17 protein-coding genes are annotated in these 18,477 nt (G+C 62.9%); all 17 read right to left on the minus strand.

The window, feature by feature from the left end; all coding sequences use genetic code 11:
* Positions 1–55 precede the first annotated feature (55 nt).
* The gene (locus tag RIN49_RS01830; protein ID WP_309118450.1) at positions 56–2,701 is read right to left on the minus strand and encodes a DEAD/DEAH box helicase; all 2,646 of its coding nucleotides are present in this window, start codon (positions 2,699–2,701) and stop codon (positions 56–58) included.
* Between the two features lie 298 nt (positions 2,702–2,999).
* Positions 3,000–4,397 carry a DUF6382 and FHA domain-containing protein gene (locus RIN49_RS01835; RefSeq protein WP_309118451.1) on the minus strand — a complete coding sequence of 466 codons (1,398 nt, stop codon included), beginning with the start codon at positions 4,395–4,397 and terminating at the stop codon, positions 3,000–3,002.
* Between the two features lie 34 nt (positions 4,398–4,431).
* Positions 4,432–4,929, minus strand: a complete 498-nt coding sequence (locus RIN49_RS01840; RefSeq protein WP_309118452.1) for a prepilin peptidase — start codon at positions 4,927–4,929, stop codon at positions 4,432–4,434.
* The gene (locus RIN49_RS01845) at positions 4,926–5,519 is read right to left on the minus strand and encodes a hypothetical protein (protein ID WP_309118453.1); all 594 of its coding nucleotides are present in this window, start codon (positions 5,517–5,519) and stop codon (positions 4,926–4,928) included. Before RIN49_RS01845 ends, RIN49_RS01840 begins: the two co-directional genes overlap by 4 nt.
* Positions 5,520–5,536: 17 nt before the next feature.
* Positions 5,537–7,360 (minus strand): hypothetical protein, encoded by a 1,824-nt coding sequence (locus RIN49_RS01850; protein ID WP_309118454.1) that lies wholly within the window; start codon positions 7,358–7,360, stop codon positions 5,537–5,539.
* 13 nt (positions 7,361–7,373) lie between these two features.
* Entirely contained in the window at positions 7,374–8,402 is a 1,029-nt protein-coding gene (locus tag RIN49_RS01855; RefSeq protein WP_309118455.1) for a TadE/TadG family type IV pilus assembly protein, read from the minus strand.
* A complete protein-coding gene (locus RIN49_RS01860; RefSeq protein ID WP_309118456.1) occupies positions 8,377–8,586 on the minus strand; it encodes a Flp1 family type IVb pilin in 210 nt (69 codons plus the stop codon). Before RIN49_RS01860 ends, RIN49_RS01855 begins: the two co-directional genes overlap by 26 nt.
* Positions 8,587–8,606: 20 nt before the next feature.
* On the minus strand, positions 8,607–9,470 hold the full coding sequence (locus RIN49_RS01865) for a type II secretion system F family protein (protein WP_309118457.1): 864 nt from the start codon (positions 9,468–9,470) through the stop codon (positions 8,607–8,609).
* 3 nt (positions 9,471–9,473) lie between these two features.
* Positions 9,474–10,241 carry a type II secretion system F family protein gene (locus tag RIN49_RS01870; RefSeq protein ID WP_309118458.1) on the minus strand — a complete coding sequence of 256 codons (768 nt, stop codon included), beginning with the start codon at positions 10,239–10,241 and terminating at the stop codon, positions 9,474–9,476.
* The gene (locus RIN49_RS01875) at positions 10,234–11,433 is read right to left on the minus strand and encodes a TadA family conjugal transfer-associated ATPase (protein ID WP_309118459.1); all 1,200 of its coding nucleotides are present in this window, start codon (positions 11,431–11,433) and stop codon (positions 10,234–10,236) included. Before RIN49_RS01875 ends, RIN49_RS01870 begins: the two co-directional genes overlap by 8 nt.
* Complete coding sequence (locus tag RIN49_RS01880) at positions 11,418–12,476, minus strand: hypothetical protein (RefSeq protein WP_309118460.1); 1,059 nt, start codon at positions 12,474–12,476, stop codon at positions 11,418–11,420. The genes RIN49_RS01875 and RIN49_RS01880 overlap by 16 nt, the downstream gene beginning before the upstream one ends.
* 77 nt (positions 12,477–12,553) lie before the next feature.
* A complete protein-coding gene (locus tag RIN49_RS01885) occupies positions 12,554–14,179 on the minus strand; it encodes a serine/threonine protein kinase (RefSeq protein ID WP_309118461.1) in 1,626 nt (541 codons plus the stop codon).
* A gap of 116 nt (positions 14,180–14,295) precedes the next feature.
* Positions 14,296–14,568: a hypothetical protein gene (locus RIN49_RS01890; protein WP_309118462.1), complete on the minus strand. Its 273-nt coding sequence runs from the start codon at positions 14,566–14,568 to the stop codon at positions 14,296–14,298.
* 177 nt (positions 14,569–14,745) lie between these two features.
* A complete protein-coding gene (locus RIN49_RS01895) occupies positions 14,746–15,831 on the minus strand; it encodes an SAM-dependent methyltransferase (protein ID WP_309118463.1) in 1,086 nt (361 codons plus the stop codon).
* Positions 15,807–16,574, minus strand: coding sequence for an ABC transporter ATP-binding protein (locus RIN49_RS01900; RefSeq protein ID WP_309118464.1), 768 nt, complete (start codon positions 16,572–16,574; stop codon positions 15,807–15,809). Before RIN49_RS01900 ends, RIN49_RS01895 begins: the two co-directional genes overlap by 25 nt.
* 80 nt (positions 16,575–16,654) lie before the next feature.
* A complete protein-coding gene (locus tag RIN49_RS01905; protein ID WP_309118465.1) occupies positions 16,655–17,506 on the minus strand; it encodes a deoxyribonuclease IV in 852 nt (283 codons plus the stop codon).
* Entirely contained in the window at positions 17,454–18,335 is an 882-nt protein-coding gene (gene mutM / locus RIN49_RS01910) for a bifunctional DNA-formamidopyrimidine glycosylase/DNA-(apurinic or apyrimidinic site) lyase (RefSeq protein ID WP_309118466.1), read from the minus strand. Before mutM ends, RIN49_RS01905 begins: the two co-directional genes overlap by 53 nt.
* Positions 18,336–18,477 lie beyond the last annotated feature (142 nt).

The following is an 18,477-nucleotide window of genomic DNA, read 5'->3' on the forward strand; positions in this document are numbered from 1 at the left end:
TGCGGATGTCGATCTGTTCCCGTTCCGCGATGATGTTCCGCCCCCTCTTCGCCCATCACGCTTCGTCCTCCGACAGGATCACTTGTCGGCGGAGCGACAGCAGCTCGTTCAGCTGTTCGTCGCTGTATTCGGTAATCCATTGCTCGCCCGTGCCGACGACGTCGTCCGCGAGCCGTTCCTTGCTCTCGAGCAGCTTCTCGATCGACTCCTCCAGCGTCCCCTTCGTCACCAGCTTCCACACCTCCACGGTGCGGGTTTGCCCGATGCGGTACGCGCGGTCGGTCGCTTGCCGCTCCGCGGCGGGGTTCCACCAGCGGTCGTAGTGCACGAGCCGATTCGCTCGGGTCAGGTTGAGGCCGAAGCCTCCGGTCTTCAGCGACAAGACGAGCACCTTCGGTCCGTCCTCCGCTTCCTGGAAGCGCTCGACGAGCGATTCCCGCTCCTTGCGGGGCGTCTTGCCGATCATCAGCCCGACCTCGCAGCCGAGGCGGGCGGAGAGATACGACTGCAGCAGCGTCGCCATCGTCGCGTATTGCGTGAAGACGATCGCTCTTACGTCCGCTTCAAGCGATTCTCTTAGCAGCTCTTCGAGCCGGAGCAGCTTGCCGGACGCTCCCGTACGCAGCGAACGTTCTCGCAGCGCCTGCTCGGGCGCGTTGCAAATTTGCTTCAGCTTCGTAATCGTCGATAGGATAACGCCCCGGCGGCGAATGCCTTCCGCCCGCTTCAGCTGATCGGCCATCCGCTCGAGCGCCGCCGTGTACATCGCCGCTTGGCGTTCGGTCATGCCGCAATACGACGTCTGCTCGATCTTGTCGGGCAAATCCCCGATGACGGCGGGATCCGACTTCATCCGCCGCAACAGGAACGGCCGCACGAGCGCATGCAGCCGTCCGGACGGACCGTTCCCCGCCCCTCCGCGTTCCGCGCCGTCGCCGAACGTTTTGCGGAACGCCCGCTCGCTGCCTAGGTAGCCCGGGTTCAGAAATTCGAAGATCGACCATAGGTCGGACAGACGGTTCTCGACCGGCGTGCCGGTCAAGGCGATTCGATGAACGGACGGCAGCGTGCGGACGAACCGCGTCAGCTGCGCGCCCGAGTTTTTCACGTATTGCGCTTCGTCCAGCGTCACCGCGTCCCAGAGCGTCGCCCCGAGCAGCTTGCGATCGCGAAGCGCCGTCGTATAGGAAGTGAGCACGACGTCGGCCGCGCCTGCCGTCTGGCGGAACGCCGCCGAGACGCGCGCTCGCTCCGGCCCGTAATGGAAGTACACGGCCAGGCTCGGGGCGAACCGCTCCAGCTCGCGCTGCCAGTTGCCGAGGACGGACGTCGGACAGACGAGCAGCAGCGGCCGCCGAAGGTTCCGCGGGTCGCGCCGCGCGACGACATGAAGCGCGTAAGCGATCCACTGGACCGTCTTCCCGAGTCCCATATCGTCCGCGAGGCACGCGCCGAGGCCGAGCTCGCGCATCCGAGCGAGCCAGGCGAAGCCGCGCCGCTGATAATCGCGCAGCTCGCCCTGCAGCGCCGCCGGCGGCTCGACGGACGCTGCGGCGGCCCCGCCGCTCGCGTCGCGCAGTCCCGACACGAGGCGCTCGAGCCGCGCATCGCCGCTCCAGCGGCGAATCGGCACGGCCGCTTCGTCCGCGGGCGCCGCCGCATCGACGGCGAGCGCAGCCCGGAGCGCTCCCGCCGCGGTCGCTTCGCCCTCGAGCGGGTCGCGGAAGAAGCGCGCCCCCGCGCGCCGGTCCGCCGCCCGCAGCCTGAGCCAGCGGCCTTCGCGGAACAACAGCGCCGTATCCCGCTCCGTCAAGCGACGCCACTCCGCCTCGGAGATCGGCTTCCCGCCGAGCAGCAGCTCCTTGCGGTACGACATGAGCGTGTCGAAGCCGATCGCCGGCGCAGCGCCGGATGCGTCTTCGAACGGGGCCGAAGCATAGCTCGCGTTCGGCGTCGGTTCGCGATAGTGCACCGCCGCCTCGAGCGGCGACGGCGCTTCCCACCATTCCGGCAGCACCGTACCGAAGCCGAGCCGCTCCAGCGCGTCCGCCCCCGCTTCCAAGAAGTCGAGCGCCTCCGCCTCCGTCAAGGCGCAGCCGGCGTCCGCCGGGCGGACGCGCGTCAGCGGCGGAAACCGCTCCGCCGCCTCGGCGATGCCCCGCGCCAGCCGCTCTTGTGCGCCTTCGAACGTGCGACCGCCGAAGCGCGGGTCGCGTTCCGTCCGCCGCCACACGTCGCGGGCGGGCACGAACAGCCGCTCGTCGTCCGCGGCTTGCAGCCCCGGCACGAGCCGCCACGTCCCGTCGGCCGTCTCCGGCTCGAGCAGCGCGAACGCCGCGCGAACGTGAACTACGGCCGCCTCGCGCTCCGTCGCGCGATGCCATTCCGCGACGTCGTCCGCGAGCCAATCCGGCAGCGCGGGAGGTTCCCCTTCGCCCTGCAGCAGACCGTACGCCCACTTCTCAAGGGGCGTATGCGGCACGCCGTACCGCGGGTGAAGGTCGCGGAACGACTCCTCTCGCCGCTCCGGCGAAAGGCTCGCCCGCACGGCCGCGTCGACGTACCGCTCGATCGCCTCGCGGTCGACCGGCAGCGGAAACGCGGCCTCCGCCTCCGCGAGCCCCGGCGCCGCCCAGAACGGCGCCCACCGCGCGCGGGCCGCGATATCGCCGTCGGCCGGCTCGAAACGAGCGGAAGGCACATACCAACCTTCTCGAAGGATGCGCCGAGCTAATCCTTCCCAAGTGTCCAAATTAATTTCGACTCCCCGCTTCACATTCAAAAGGTGTATCTCTTAGCATATCAAATGGAAAAGCGTCGCCGCAATGTTGCGGAGCCGGTAAGGATAATTCCATTGAGATCTTTACGTTCCATGAGGTGTCCGATCGAAGGGAAATGCCGCCGACGGGAATGAGAACTTCCCCTCCTCTGGGGGGAAAACTTCTGCGAACGAAAAAAACCGCCTCCTGCCGATATGCCGGCAAAACGCGGTTCGCGCCTCATCGCATTCCTTCGATCGTTATGACCCGGATCACGGCCCCGGGCAAACGCAGCAAATCGCCGTCCAACAGCTCGTACCGTTCATGCGGCGTCATCAATCGATCCATATAGTACGTGCCGTTCGTCGATCCTAGATCGCACGCGCCGAGACGCCCGTCCGTGTAATCGAATACCATATGGACGCGCGATGCGGCCGCATGATCGACCAAGACGTCGACGCCTTCCGGTCCGCGGCCGAAACGCAGCGGACCGCCGCCGAGCGAAATCGTCTCGACGCGGTCGCCGGACTCAAAAGAAATCTCGAGACTCGCGGACCGCTCCGGTTTCAGATCGGATAACAGCGCGGTTTGCTGCGCGTCCGCCAGCAACACGGTCCGATGCTCGAGACGGTCCGGCTCGAGCGGATCCGGTTCCTTGCGAGTTCCGTCGGCCGCGGCCGCTACCGGTACGAACGAAGCTTCCGGGATCGTCGATCCAGTCTCCCCCGAGTCTTCCGCCTCCTTCTCGCGAACGTACCTCCGGTATAACGTAATCCCTAGCGGAACGCAGCCGAGACAGGCGATTACGAGCGTTGGCAACGAAGGATTCCATACGAAGACGATGCAACAGACGGTCGCGGCCAGAAGACGTACCCATTCTCTCGAAGTCATACGAGACGGGGAGAATCGCATCGTCTCCCCGTCGTCGGCCTCGCGGATCGCTTGACCGATGACGCTGTTTTCGCGGATGTCGACCGGCGGCTTGACTCGATATCGATTGTCCGAATCGCTTTCGATTCCCTCCGTTCGGAGGGCTTGGCTCGGCGCTAAGGCGCCGGGCTCTTCGGGACCGCCGGAAACTTCGTCCATCCATAATCGATGACTGAAGGTGGCCGGATCCCATCGGGTAGGACGCAGTCGATCCCGCCAACGATCCGGAAGTCCGCATTCGACGAAGAAGACGAACACGTTCTTCCATTGCTTCCATGAACGTTCCGGCGAACCGATGCCCGCGACCGGCACCGCCATGAAGCGAACGTCCCGCACGTCGCGCCGCACCCAGATCCAATCGGGATCCAGCATGTACTCCGTCTCCCGAATGCAATAGTCGGCACCTTCGCGAATCGACAGGAGCATCGCGGCAAGCAAGCCGTCCCATTGCTCCTCTCGAAGCGACTCCGCTCGCAACGCGGTGCGCAGCCGGCGATGTCCGGCGACCGAATATCGAAACGACACGACGCCGTCGCGCGTCTCTTGCCGTAAAGCGATCGTTCCGGCGAGCGCGTTGCGCTCGAGCATGCCGATCTGCATGCGGATCGTCTGATCCGGTTTCAATCCGTCCCTTCCGCAAACTACGATTTCGGTACCCTTGTCCGGGTCGATATTCGCGCGAAGTCCGACCTCCTCCCACACCGCCATCCGCGTCCCTCCCATAAACTTGGCAGTCTTTCCCTTACACCATAAGTACGTATCCGCAGACGGCCGGCCCGGCGCAAAGCAGAAACGGCAACGTAGTGCGGCCCTCCTCCGGTACGTTGAACCGCTCCCAGCCGGTACGCACGTAACAACCGGCGATCACCTCCGCGAAGCGTCGGCGGAACGATCGCGACGCCGCCAACAAGCAGAGCGCGGCGACGCCCCCGGCCAGTACGGACGCGCAAGCGATCGCCGCCGCCCCTTTCCAACCGGCGAAGGCGCCCGCGGCGGCGAACCACTTCGCGTCGCCGGCTCCGATCGCTCCCGCGAAATAAAGCGGAAGGCCGCAGCTCAATCCCGCAACGGCTCCAAGCGCCGGAAGCGACCATCCGCTCCCGTCCGGCGAGAAGACGTGCAGCGCGGCCGCAAGCAAGAAGCCGAATCCGACAAGAAGGTTGGGAATTTTCCTAGCGCGCAAATCCCAACCGAACGTCAATCCCGTGAACAACAATAATCCGATCTCCACCGTCGTCATGTTTGTCCCCCCAGCTTCTCGCCAACCCAGCAGCGTTCCATCGCCGCGGCGCGAAAAACGATTTCCGGAGAGAAGAACGGGATCGGCAGCGTCATGCGATATTCCACGGACAGGCCGAAATAGCTCGTGTCCTCCGAGACGAATGTAGGAATCAAAGTCGATTTGACGACGAGCCGCTCCGAATCGAGCAGGGGTTCTCCGTCCGCGCCTCGATCGACGAACGACATCACGAACGGCTCGGCCCACGCGCGATGAAAGTCGGATTCGCTCCACGCCCGTTCGACCGCTTCCGCCTCCCCGGAACCTCCGCTCTGTTTCCGTTCTTGGAACATCGCCTTCACCGAATAAGGCAGGAACCGCCCGACCTGATTTTCGATATTTCTTACGTAGTCGCTCTCATGGTAGACGCGCGCCAACAAATCGAGCGGATACGCGTGCGCCGCGGTCGTCCTGACCGCCTCGTCCACCGCTTCTCTTACCAACGACTCCGTCCGCGCCGTCAGCAGCAGCCAAGACAACGCAACTCCGATGCAAAGCAGAAGAGGCAGAGCGAACGCCGCTTCCAACGCGATCGATCCGCTTTCGTTCATCGCCAACCTCGCCCGTTTCAGTAAGATACGACCACTTCCGTTTCCTTCCGAGCCGCCGGAATGACCGAGAGGGACGGCGCCGATTCCGTTCGGACTCGCACCGCCGTATACCGACGCATCAGGTCGATGCCCGTATTCAACTCGATCAGCGCCTGCATCCGGGATAACGTCGACTCGTCTCGGCTGTGCAGCAAGTAAAACAATCGCAGATGATCCCGATAATCCATCGTCGCTCCCGGAACGAACGGAAGTTCGACCGCCTCGCCCGATAGCAATACATCGACGTCGTCGTTCGCGGCTTTCGCCCCTTGCGCGAGCGCCGTGAGCAAAGCGAGCCACGGAGTCGCCGCCTTCGCGCCCGTCTCAGGCTTCAACAGCTCCTCCATCGTCCGAAGTCCGGTTCGCAGCACGAACAGCTCGGTATGCATCGCCGTTAAGTTCATATGGCAGCTCGGCAGTCCGTATAGGATGAATTCCGCTTCCTGGCCTCTTAACCGATGGGAGGCTCGGTCGCCGATATTCGTCCCTATCTTTACGGGATATTTCGGTTTATCGTCCGTCCGGTACGTGAAATGCATGATCGCGTATTCGTTCGCGAACGTCTCGTCCAACAGCTCGCCGGTCAATTCGCCGATCGCATTCGTGAAGCGCACCGCCGAGGTCAGGAACGACTCCGCGTCTTTCGCGTCGAGCTCCGGTTCGATGCCCCCTGCAGCGGAATGCTCGTTATATGCGCGATATTTTTCGAATAAGCCGTCCGGCCCGATCAAAGTCAAGTAATCCGCCGTCGTCTCGACCGTGCATAAATCCTTCCAATTATCCCGCCTTCGGTTCAGTTGCGTCTCGGCGGCTTGCCGCTGATTCGCTTCCAACCGTCGGATTTCGTTCCCCTCCTGAGCTCTCTTCGTCTCGAATGCGCGCCGAGCGCCAAGCCACTCCGAGACGTACCGCCGTAAATCTTCGCGAAATCGTTCGACCCGTTCGAAGGCGGCTCCTGCCTGCTCCTTCGGGACGGCCGCCGCTTCGGCCGACGCCGCGGCCAACGCCTCGTGCATCGAGGCGACGGTTCCCGCTCCGACCCGGTACGTCACGAAAAAGTCGGGAGGGTATACGGTAACATGGGGGAACATCGTTTCGGGTCCGTTCGGCGCCCGCGGCGCCGGCGCATTCAACTGCTTGGAGACGTCGCGGTTCGCGTTCTCCGCTTCCTCCAGCGATTCGTGAAGTCGATTCATCAGCGACTGCAGCGACCCGCCGGCCCCGCCCGCCGCTCCCGCCAACGATTGCGCGGTCGTCCACGCTCGATCCAACGCGGCTTCGCGCTTATTCACAATCGCCTGCAGCTGCTGCGACAGCTCCGCGTATTGCTTGGCGGCCGCGATTTGCGGCTTGGCTTTGAACAGCTTCTCCGTCACCTCGATGCCGAACTCGATCGGAGCGATATATTTCATTCGTTCCAGAATCTGTCGTCGGAACACGCGATGATCCCCGAGATGGTACAGCGGCTCGATCGCGAAATTCCTTCGAAATCCGTCGCTAGCGTCGTAAAAGCGAAAAGCGGAACCCTTCGATTGTTCCCGGCTCGTCTCGGCGACCACCGCCTCGGCCGATTTCGTCCTCGATTCGCTCTCCGAGGCGCCGAACAGTCCGTACTTCAATAAGCTTGGTTCAAAGCTTGCCAGCAACGTCCTCCCCGCCCGCCTCGCATCTCCTTCCGCGTCCATCGCCGTCATTCTCGCGCGCACGACGTCCGCCAGCACGATGGCGACGATGAACAGCGCGGACAGCGTGACGAGCGCGAACAACGTCATGCCGCCCCGCTCGTTCCCCGTCGGAAACATAGGCCTTGCCTCCTTACGAATGGATAACGAATACGATGCCGTTGTCTTGCAGCAGCTTCTTCAAGGCGGGCGACGGTCCGGCCGTCGCGTCTCCCGTCCTCCGGAAGAAATGCCAGACGACCCCTTTCACCTTGCCTTTGCGAATGAGCTCCGCGTCCTTCATCAATTGATCCCGCACGTCTTTGTTAGGCTGCTTCGGGCCGATGTACGTTTGGTGCGCGACCTCTTGTTTGTCCATCGCGTCGATTAATCGCCACTTCCCCGTCTCTTCGGTGCCGATCCGCCGTTCATGCCCTCGGACGAGCGTCCGCAAGTACTTCACCGCGTCCGAATGATGCCGGAAGGAGAGCGTACGATCGACATCCGGCACGATGTCGGGTTTGTCCACCCAAGGCGAGACGAGATTTCTGACTTTGTCGCCTTCGAGAACCGCCTTAAGCGCTGGAACGTAGCCGAGCGCGAGCTCGACGTTCCGGATGAACTCGGCGGGCTCCGCGATCGACTTCGAAGAACTGCCCCCAGCCGCGCTCGGCAATCCGAAACCGCCGGGCAAAGACAGCGGAACCGCCGCTTCCACCGCTACCGATCGATTCCACCCGATCCCGCGAAACGAACCGGCTCCCCGATAAGCGGCCGGCCACCCTGCCGCCCCTCCGCTCAGCTTCCGGCTTAAGACGGAGTCGCCGGATGAATCTCCCGCGGGAAGCCGCACGTGCGAAGCGGCAGCTCCTGCTTCGTCCCCCCACAACCAAGCGCTGGAGCTATCCTGGTTCCATCGCCAAAACAAAGGGTCGTGCCGGAACGTCGAAAACATGCCGGTAACCGGGTGCTTGTAGCTGTTGTTCCAGTGCTGAGAGACGCGCTCCGACGACTCGTTCGCCGTAATATACGTCAAGCTGGATTGCGCCGACGCGATCAACAGGAACGCGACGCCGGCGACCAGCAACGCCGAGATCGGCGCCACCAAAGCGGCTTCGAGGCTGTAGCTGCCGGCTTCGTCCTTAATCAGGCGGCTGTTACGGAAGAACGATCGTATTTTCATTAAGCGTATCGGTGACGTTGTCGTTCGTGTTCTCGAACAGCCCGTTGATCCATTCCATAATCCACTTCCGAAACGCGATCGCAACGACGAGGATGACCGCGATGATCAGCAGCATCTCCAGCGTACCGATCCCTTCCTCTTCCTTCCAAAACGCGCGCCAACGGGCTGCAATGACTTGTTTCATAAATGTTCCTCCTCCGATTTTCAATTCATTAACATGACGGCGGGGGCCGCGACGATCAGCATGACCGCGCACAACATCAGCAGCATCGGGAACAGCAGCTTGGTCGACGCTTCCTCCCCCTGCGTTCTTACGACGGCGTGCTTCTTCTCCATCATATGACGGGAAGCGTCTTGCAGCGCCAGAGCGAACGCCTCGCCGCCCCGCTTATAATTCATTAACACGGTCGAAATGAGCGCGCTCACTTCGTGATATCCGCAGCGGCGATGCATGTCCTCCAGCGCCTTCGGGAACGGCACGCCTTGCGCGATGTCCTGATTCGTCCTTGCTAGCTCCGTATATAACGGATGGGTTTCTTTGTCCGGCCCGACCGTGCCGGCTCGCTGCCATGCGCGGTGAATCGCTTCCCCGGCCGCCAACAGCAGCGACAGCTTATGCAAGAACGTCGGCAGCTCGGCGACGAAAGCGCGCTGCCTTCCTTCGACCTTCTTCTTCAGTTCTCTCCACAAGACCGCCGGAGCGGCGACCGTCAGCACCGCGAAGAATAGAACGACGGCGCCGTCCGCCTTCGCAAGATAAGAGAACACGGCGGCGAATGCGGCGATCGCCGTCGCGGCGAAGGTTCGAACCGTCCACGCGTATGCCGGGTCCGTCGCTTCGGACCGATCTTGCACCATCGCGCTATACCGAAGCAGCTGCGGCAGGTGGATCGCCAGCTTCGGATACGCTCCGCAACGCCTAAGCCACGCTTCCGCGACGATATAGACGATGCGAGTTACAGCCGAATGCCTGCGCGGCAAGCAGCGCGCGGCCGCTTCCCCGAACTTCTCCCGACGGTATGTAAGGAAACCGGAGATAACCACGGCGACAATCCAGATCGCCGCCATCGGTCAACCCTCGATCCGCGTCAGTCTGTCCGCGGCGAACTTGCCGACGCCGAGCAGCGCCAACGCGGCGATCATCACCAATCGACCTTGTCCGCGGTAGAGAGCTTCCATGTACTCCGGCGAGCCGTACCGAAACATCGCTACGATCAGGAACGGCACGACGGATAACGCTTTGGCTTCGAACCGCTTCCCGGCGATCAGCACCGACAGCTCCCGTTCCATCGTCATCTTCTCGACCACCGAACGGGACGTCTGCCTCGTCACGCGCACCAAATCGCCTCCGGTTCTCTTGCAGGTACAGAACATATCGGCCCAGTCGTCGATTTCCCCGATCGAGAGGACGCGTTGGAATTCCTGCACGGCGCGTTCCGTCGGCGTCCCGTTCTCTACCTTCCGGTTCAACCGCTCGAGCTGATCGAGCAATACCGTCCGACTGCCTTCGTACATTCGCTTCAAATCGTCTTCCGCCGTTCGGAAGGCGTTCTCTACCGACTTCCCCGCCTGAAGGGAGGACGTCATCGAAAACAGCATCTGCTCGAACTGGGAAGCCGCCTCCCGTTTCCGCCGCTCCGCGAACGCGCCCGAGCGTCCGACAGCCGCCCGAAGCCCGACGACGGCGAGCGCCGCGGCGCCGACGACATGCTCGAAAAACAGCCACCCGATAAACGCATAGACGCCGGAATAACCGATACACGCCATCGCGACCCTAACGCTCCCGGGTCGATAGACCGAGGGAATTTCATCCCATTGCTTCCGGAACGTCCTATACATCGGATCCCCTCCTTCCCCGCTCTTGAAGAAACCGCAGCTGTCCGGCGCCGCTTCCCTCGCTCTCCCGGACGTAGATCTTGCGGAGCAGGTACTCGCCGTTCGCCAGACCGTCGACGGCGGTAATCTCCGTCACTTTGCGGCTGTAATCGGCCATCCTGGATACGTGAACGATCAAATGCAGCGCCGACGCGATCTGCTGCCGGATGACGCCGATCGGCAGCTCCGAGCCGCCGATCGCCATCGTCTCGAGGCGGCCGAGCATATCCTTCACCGTATTCGCGTGACCGGTAGACAACGAGCCTTCATGCCCCGTATTCATCGCCTGCAACATGTCCAGCGCTTCCGCTCCGCGCACCTCGCCGACGACGATTCGATTCGGACGCATTCGCAGCGCGGCCCGCAGCAGCTGGCGGATCGTAATTTCTCCCTTGCCTTCCGTATTCGCCGTACGCGTCTCCAGCGCGACGACGTTACTCAACGTCGGAAGCTGCAGCTCCGCCGAATCCTCGATCGTGATCACGCGTTCGCCGTCCGGAATCGACTGGGCCAGCACGTTCAACATCGTCGTCTTGCCGGACCCGGTGCCTCCGCTGATGAAGATGTTCCGCTTCTCCCGCACGGCGTCTTGCAGGAAGGATGCGGCCTCCGGCGTAATCGCTCCCCACTCGACGAGCCGGTCCATCGTGACCGGGGTTTCGGGAAACTTCCGAATCGTGAGCGTCGGCCCTTTCAACGCGACGGGCGGCAGTACCGCATTCACGCGGGAGCCGTCCGGCAGTCGCGCGTCCACGATCGGCGAAGCCTCGTTCACCGTCCGATTCACCTTCGAGACGATCGACTGAATGATGTCTTCCAGCCGCTCCCTGCTCTCGAATCGATGCGGATACCGATTTAATCGTCCCCCTTTCTCGTAGAAAATCTCCTCGTGTCCGTTTACCATGATTTCCGTCACTTCCGAATCGGCCAGAAGAGGCTCCAGGATATCCAGCCCCCGGAACGACGCAAGCACCCGTTCGGCGATCCACATCCGCTCGTCGGACGTCCATCTCCGTTCTCTCCCGGCTGCCGCCACGCGGCGCAAGACGAGCGAGCGCAGCGCTTCGTCCGTATAGATCGCCGCGTAATCGAGGTCGCTTCGAATCGTCTCGCGCAGCTCGAGCGCGGCTTCCTCCATGCTCACCGCGCCTCGCATCGCGCCCTCACCTCCTCGGCGAGACGTTCCCCCGCGGCTTGAAACGAAGGATCCCGCCGGGCGGCGTCCTGCTTCCATTCGGGCACGTACGGCAGCCGGAACGCCTCCCGCGTCCACCCGTAAGATTCCGGACCCGTCCGGTTCAGACATCGATTGATCGCGAAGCGCGTCTTGGCTCGGAACGCGCCGCGCTCCTCCCACTCCGGCCAATCGTTCAGCCACTTCTCCGTCTTTTCTAGACACGCCGGCTCTTCCGAGGAAACGCATAAAAGTTCGTCGCTCCGTCCCCAGACGACTTCCGCCCATGGGGACCAGCCCGTCCCCCCGTCCGCGAGAACGATCCCGTCGCCGACGTCGAGCGCCGCGGCTTCGAGCAGCGCCTCCGCCTCCCGGCGACCGACGCTCGCCCATTCCCGATACGAGCTGGCGGGGGAGAAGCCGTACGACGTCTCGCCGCCGGCGGCGGCAATCGGCTCTTCTCCGATCGGGCGACCGGATTTGATCGCATACAGCCATTCGCTCACATCGCGGCCCGCCGACGCTTCCTCCCGCCAGCCGCCGGGATCGAATCCCGCAACGAACGTTCTTACGCCCCTCCTGCCCCATGCCTCGGCCAAACAGGCGATAATCCTCGTCTTGCCGACGCCGCCGGCGGCGGACCATACGCCGACGATCGAAGCCCTCTTCCCCCCGTTCCCGACCGCGGAATTCCCCGCCGCCCGTTCCAACCACGCCCGCAGCAGCTTCGGTGCGGCTTCGTATTTGCACAACGCCGTTCCGACGACGGAATCGCCGCGCCCGTCTTCCTCGCCGAGCCAAACGACGGGCCCTGGAAGGCGATCGACGCCAGGGATCTCGTCCGCGGCCGAGGCCGCGGCGACGAAGACGTCGAATCGTCCGTCCCTTAGCCATTCCGCGAACAGCTCGGGACGCGTGCACACCGTCACCTCGACCTCCTTCCGAAAATAACTGTTCCTCGCGTAATCCGCGATCCGCTCCGCGTATTCCCGGTCCGGATCGTACAAGAGAATCGTTCGCTTCATGCCCCCTCCTCCCCCCGTAGACAACAAAAAAAGCACGCGCAGACCTGTTAGGGTCAGCGGTGCTTCCGCATGTCAACCTATGGATGAAATTTGTTTTTATTATAGTCGATCGGCCATTTGTTGGCAAGCCATCTTTTCGCGGACGCTCGGAAGCCCGATTCCTTCTCCTTGCCGGGAGCGAGCTTCCGCAGCAGCGGCTGCAGCGCGTCCGACAATTCCTCGCGCACATCCGTCTCGTCGCACAGAAATCTGCCGTTCCACATCGACCCGATCATCCGGTCATACGAGAACTCGCGGATCGTCCCCGCGGGTTTAATGGAAAACAGCTTGTAAAAATCGTTCAACCGTACCCCGGACGGCATCCGGTTCGCGACCCATTCGATCCTTCCGTCGCCGGCGCAAGCGTTCAACCGACGCCAGTTGTCGACGGCGACGCTCGATCGCAACCCCCCCGGATCGGGCGAGACGACCGCGACGACCTCGTCCGATACGCGCAGCAGCGCTTCGACCGCTTCCGGGTTCGCCTTGGACGACACGTCGAATACCGCGACGTCTCCCTTCGTCTCGAACAATAGCTTGTACAACCGGGCGGCGTCGAAGTCCCCCTGCCCCTCCTCGTCCGGAGCGAGCCGCCAGGCCAGCCGGTCCTCGCGCCATTCGCTTTCGCCGTCTCTCGTAGCCGACACCATGCGGAGGAACGCGTCGCCGGCGGCCCACGGAAACCCCATATATGTCGTATAGAGGTTTCGCTCGGCGAGCAGCTTCGCGATCGCCACCGCCGTGAACGTAGCTCCGACCTTCGGGAACAACCCGTACACGGCGACGACCGTCCGTCTGCCGGACGCCGCATGTCCCGTCCCCTCGTCGGAAGGCGCGCTCGTCCCGCCGGCGACGGGTCTCGGGCCGGACGCGAGAAGCGACGCCTTCGCCGTCTTGGCGTCCGGGAACCGGCGCGACGGCTCGTCCGCGAGCAGGCGATGAAGCGCGGCGGCAAGCTCCGGCGGAATCGCGTCGGCGACCGCTTCGATCGGCTTTTTCGTAAAGTTATAAAACTGTCCTCCGCTTAACAAATAATAGAGCAAGCTTCCCAAGGAATACAGGTCCGCCCGGTGATCCGTCTGGCGATTCGCCAGCAGCTCGGGAGCGGCGAACCCGACCGAACCGACGTGCACCGTGTCCGAAGCCTTGCCTTCCTTGTACGTGCGCGCGATGCCGAAGTCGATCAACCGCACCGCGTCGTCCGGTCCGACGATGACGTTGGACGGCTTCATATCCCGAAACACGATCGGGCTGTCGAGCGAATGCAAATAATCGAGCAAATCGCATAGCTGCGCGCCGTAATGAACGACCGTCGTCCAAGGCAGCGCATGATCGTGCGCGGCCGACCGCTGCAGCAGCGTCTCGCCTTCGAGATAGTCCATCACGATGCAGACGCCTTCCTCCCCGGCGCCGAAATAATCGACGATCCGGGGCAGCGACGGATGGCGGAGCGACGTCATGATCGCCGCTTCCTTCTCCGGCTGGGAGGGGAACGCCGCGTCGACCGGCACCCACTTGACCGCCCAACGCTGACCCGAGAGCCGCAAATCTTCGGCCAAATAGACGCGTCCCATACCCCCTTCGCCGATCCGCCGCACGATCCGGTATCGGCCGGCGGCGACGTCTCCCGAGCGGAACGGGCCGTCCCGTATTTCTTCGTCCATCATTCTCCCTTCTTTCCGCAAAAAAATAGCAGACCGGCATACGGGAACCCCGCATGCTGGTCTGCTGCTTCCTAGTATAAAACGGTCGTCCTGAACCGTCAATCCCTTCGTGCTTCTTACCTGCAGGCCGCTTCCTTCCGCGACCCGTGCTCCAGCTCGAGGTACGACTTCCCGAGCGGCGTAATCTTGGCGACATAATAATCCGGGTGCGTCTGCTTGAAGTACACCAGCTTCTTCTCCGCCAAATATTCCAACGCGAAAAACGTCTCCGGATCGTCGAACTCCACGGAAACCGGGAACGTCCTGCGCTTCGATCGATCCAGCTTAGATGCGCGATGCAGGTCGTTCAACACGTCCATGCGAATCGCTCTTCTCTTCTCCGAAGGCATACGTTCATCCTCTCCTTCACAGCAATCTTGTCGGCAGAAGACTTTCATCTTACCTGAAGTCCAATATACTTCAAAATCAAACTATATGTCAAAGTCAAAGCTTTGTATAATCATGCCAAAACAAAAACACCCTCATCCACCATTCAAGCCCGAACGGGGACGCGGGTGTCTATGTTTTTACGTCGTTCTTCGCCAGCGGCACGTCAATTCTTCCCGGTTGTGGAACAGCTGCTTCGTCGCGACGAGCTCCGCCTCGGGCTCCATGATCCGCTCCACCTCGCGCAGCGTCGCGAACGCCTTGCCGTGCATCAGCTTGACGGTCGTGAGTACAAGTCCGTCGCGCGACACGGCGGGAAGCAGACGCTTCACGAGCTCGGCCATGCGCAGCGGATCCCAGCTCATATCGCACACGAGCAAATCGAAGGAGTCTTCCGGGAACGTGACGTCGGCCGCGTTTTTGCGCAAATACGTGAAGCCGTGCTCGCGATGCAGCGAAGGGTGCATGTCCGCCGGATCGATCGCCGTCACGCGGAGCCCCTTCTCCAGAAGGAACGAAGACCAGCCCCCGGGCGCGGCCCCGATGTCGAGCGCGCTGTGGAACGAACCGAAGTCGATGCCGAACGACTGCTCCGCTTCCATCAGCTTGAACTTCGCGCGGGAGATGTCCCCGTCCTCTTTTCGAAAATGCACCGCGCCCCCCGACCACGTCGACAGGTTGTCCTCCGGCTTCGACCACCCGACGTACGCCGTCTCCCGGGCGAGATACACCGAGATGACGTACTCCATGTCCTGTACGACCGGAATGGCGCCATGCGTCGCGACGAGCGCTTCGTCGACGCAACGCTTCACGTCGATCGGCGCAAGCTCCGCCTTCGGCGTCTGCGGGGCTTCCGCCTTCCGCGCCTGCACCGCGACCTTCTTGCCGCGCAGCGGCGCGTCGAGCTCCGCGACGACGGCGCGGATCGCGGCCAGCGCCCTTTCCGCGTCTTCGATCGGCACCGTCCGATGGACGGGCTGCATATGCCGCAGGAAGATCGGCGGCTTCTCTCGAATCCGCCGCGCGGCTTCCTCGCGATCCGCGTCGACCTCGAAGCGGAAGACGTCGCCGGGCGACAGCGATTGCGTCTTCGCCTTCTCGAACAGACGCTGCAGCTCGCTCGCCGCCAGCTTGCCGAAGCCGCGGTTCGACGTTCCGATCCAGACGCTTCCCGTCTGCGTCGTTTCGTCGGTCGTAGCGGTTACGTTCGTTTCACTCGAATCCAAGGACGCTCCTCCTCCCAATCCAGCGTTACCTGCACGTCGTACGCCTCTTCGATCAGCGTTGCCGTCAGCACGTCCCGCTTCGGTCCGGCCGCGGTCAACTTCCCTTCGCGCAGCAGCGCGACGTGCGTGAGCGCCGGCACGATTTCTTCCATATGATGCGTCACGTACAGAAGCGCGGCTTCCTTCGAGATCTGTTCGACGACCTCGAGGTAGTTCTCCCGTTGGTACAAATCCAAACCCGAACACGGCTCGTCCAACACGATCAACTCCGGCTCGCCCATCAGCGCCCGCGCGAGCATCGCTTTTTTCCGCTCGCCCTGCGACAGCGTACCGATCGGATTGTCCGCGAGACGTTCCAAGCCGAATTGCTGCAGACGCGCCATCGCCCGGTCGCGCACCTCCGGGTCGATCTTTTCGTAGAAGCGGAGATGCGCGTATGCGCCCGTCGCCACCGCTTCCCAGAGCGGGTCGCGCGGCGTCAGCTTCTCGAACAGCGATTGGCTGATGTAACCGAGCCGCTTGCGCTGCTCTCGCAGGTCGACCTGGCCGTATCTCGCTCCAAGCACCTCCACGGCTCCTGTCGACGGGAATTGATACCCGCTTATGATTTCGAGCAGCGTCGTCTTGCCCGAGCCGTTCCGCCCGAGCAGCGCCCAATGCTGTCCTTTCTCCACCTGCCACGAAATATCCGTCAGAATGCTGCGTCCCTCGCGAATGAACGAAACGTTCGACAATCGAATCATAGATGAGTTCCTCCCGTACATGCTTCTTCGTAGGGAAGTGTATCGCTCGCGCCGCGGAATTGCAAGCGAATGGCGCCGGTTTATACGAGCGACCGAACGAACTCGATCTCCGCTTGGTGGGAGGATTGCATCGGCACCGGCGTCTCCAATACGACCGGCAAGCCGGCAAGCTCCGGCGTTGCAAGCGCCTCGGCGAGCGCTCTCGCGCCGATCGCGCCGCCGCCGATGTTGGCGTGACGATCTCTGCGAGAGCCCGTCGGGTAGACGGAGTCGTTCAGGTGCAGCGCCATCAGATGCCTCCAATAGCCGAGTTTGCTTCCCGCTTCGTAGAGCTCCTGCCAATTGGCGCCGGTCCAGACGCCGCTGGCGAAGAAGTGGCATGTATCTAGGCAGAACCCGATTTTCTCCGGATAGGCGGACAGCTGCCGAATGCTGACGAGCTCCTCCAGCGTCGTTCCGATCGCCGTCCCTTCGCCGGCTTGGTTTTCGATAAGCAGCTTGGCGCTCCCTCGCCAATCCTGCAGCGTCTCGTTCAAAGCGGCGATGATGACTTTGTAGCCCTCCAGCGGATCGCCGCCTCCCTTCCACTTGCCGAAGTGGACGACGACGCCGTCCGAGCCGCACGCCTCCGCGATCTCGAGATCGTTGCGCAGCGACCGGATCGTCGGCTCCCGCAGCGCGCCTTCCGCAGCCAAGTTCGTCGCGTACGTCGTGTGCGCGATGCTGCGAATGCCATGCTCGCGACAGAGCGCAGCGCACGCGGCGGCGTCGGAGGCGCTGAAATCTTTGACCGACAGTCCACGCGGATTTTTCGGAAAATATTGAAACGACGTCGCACCGATCGCCGCAGCGGTCTGCGCGGCGCCCGAGTAGCCGTGTTTAATGCTGATATGACAGCCGACGTGCTTCAGCCGCGTCGCCGTTCGAGTCACCGCTCTCGCCTCCTTGCCGCTGGCATCGTTCGCAAAAAAACACCTTGCGCCCGTTGCTTTCGGTTTTCGTAATCGGCGTACCGCAGCGGAAGCACGGTTCGCCGCCGCGGTCGTACACCTTGCAGCGGTCGTTGTAGCCGCCGGTGAGCGCGTCTCCGGCGAAGAGCGGCGTCTCCATGTATCCGCCGTACCGCATCGCCTCCGCCAGCGTCGAATGCATGGCCGTATAGAGGGTTTGCAGCTGCGCGTCGGACACGTCCGCCAGCTTGCTGAGCGGGTCGATGCCGGCGGCGAAGCACATCTCGTCGGCGTAGCAGTTGCCGATGCCGGCGATGACGGTCTGATCCGTGAGCGCGAACTTGATCGCGCCTCGCGAGCGGCGAAGCGCCGCCGCGAGCTCGTTCGGTCCGAAGCGCGGGTCGAGCGGATCCGGCCCGAGCTTCTTTAGCTTCGCGTCGAGGTCCGTCGGATCGTAAATATGCAAATACCCGAGCCGGAGGCCATGGAAATACAGGCGGCGGTCGTCATCGACGAAGCTAAGGATCACCTGCGCGGTCCGGTCCGGCGCCTCCTCCGGCGTTCCGTAAAACATCGAACCGCCTAGCATCAGGTGCAGCGCGAGCGCGTCGCCTCCGTCCAGGCGGAATAATAGCATCTTGGCGCGCCGATCGACGCGTTCGAGCTTGCGCCCCTCTACCCGCGCCTTGAAGGCGTCGACCGGCACGTTGATCGTCTTTTCGCGCGTCACTTCGGCGGCGCGGACCGTTTTCCCCGCGATCCGCTCGGTTAAAAGGTTTTTATAGGTTTCCATCTCCGGCAATTCAGGCAAGCGGTTCTCCTCCCCTCGGGTGTTGCTCCGTTTGGCTTAGATTGCCTGCCGCGGTGGCATTTTATGCTATGAGAGGGGGCGCATTTCGGGGGAGACGATCTTCAGCGGAAAGCGCGCCCCAACGCAAAGAAGCGATCCCCCG

Origin of the sequence: Paenibacillus sp. (assembly GCF_031177825.1) — a bacterium.
Lineage (GTDB): Bacteria > Bacillota > Bacilli > Paenibacillales > YIM-B00363 > Paenibacillus_AE.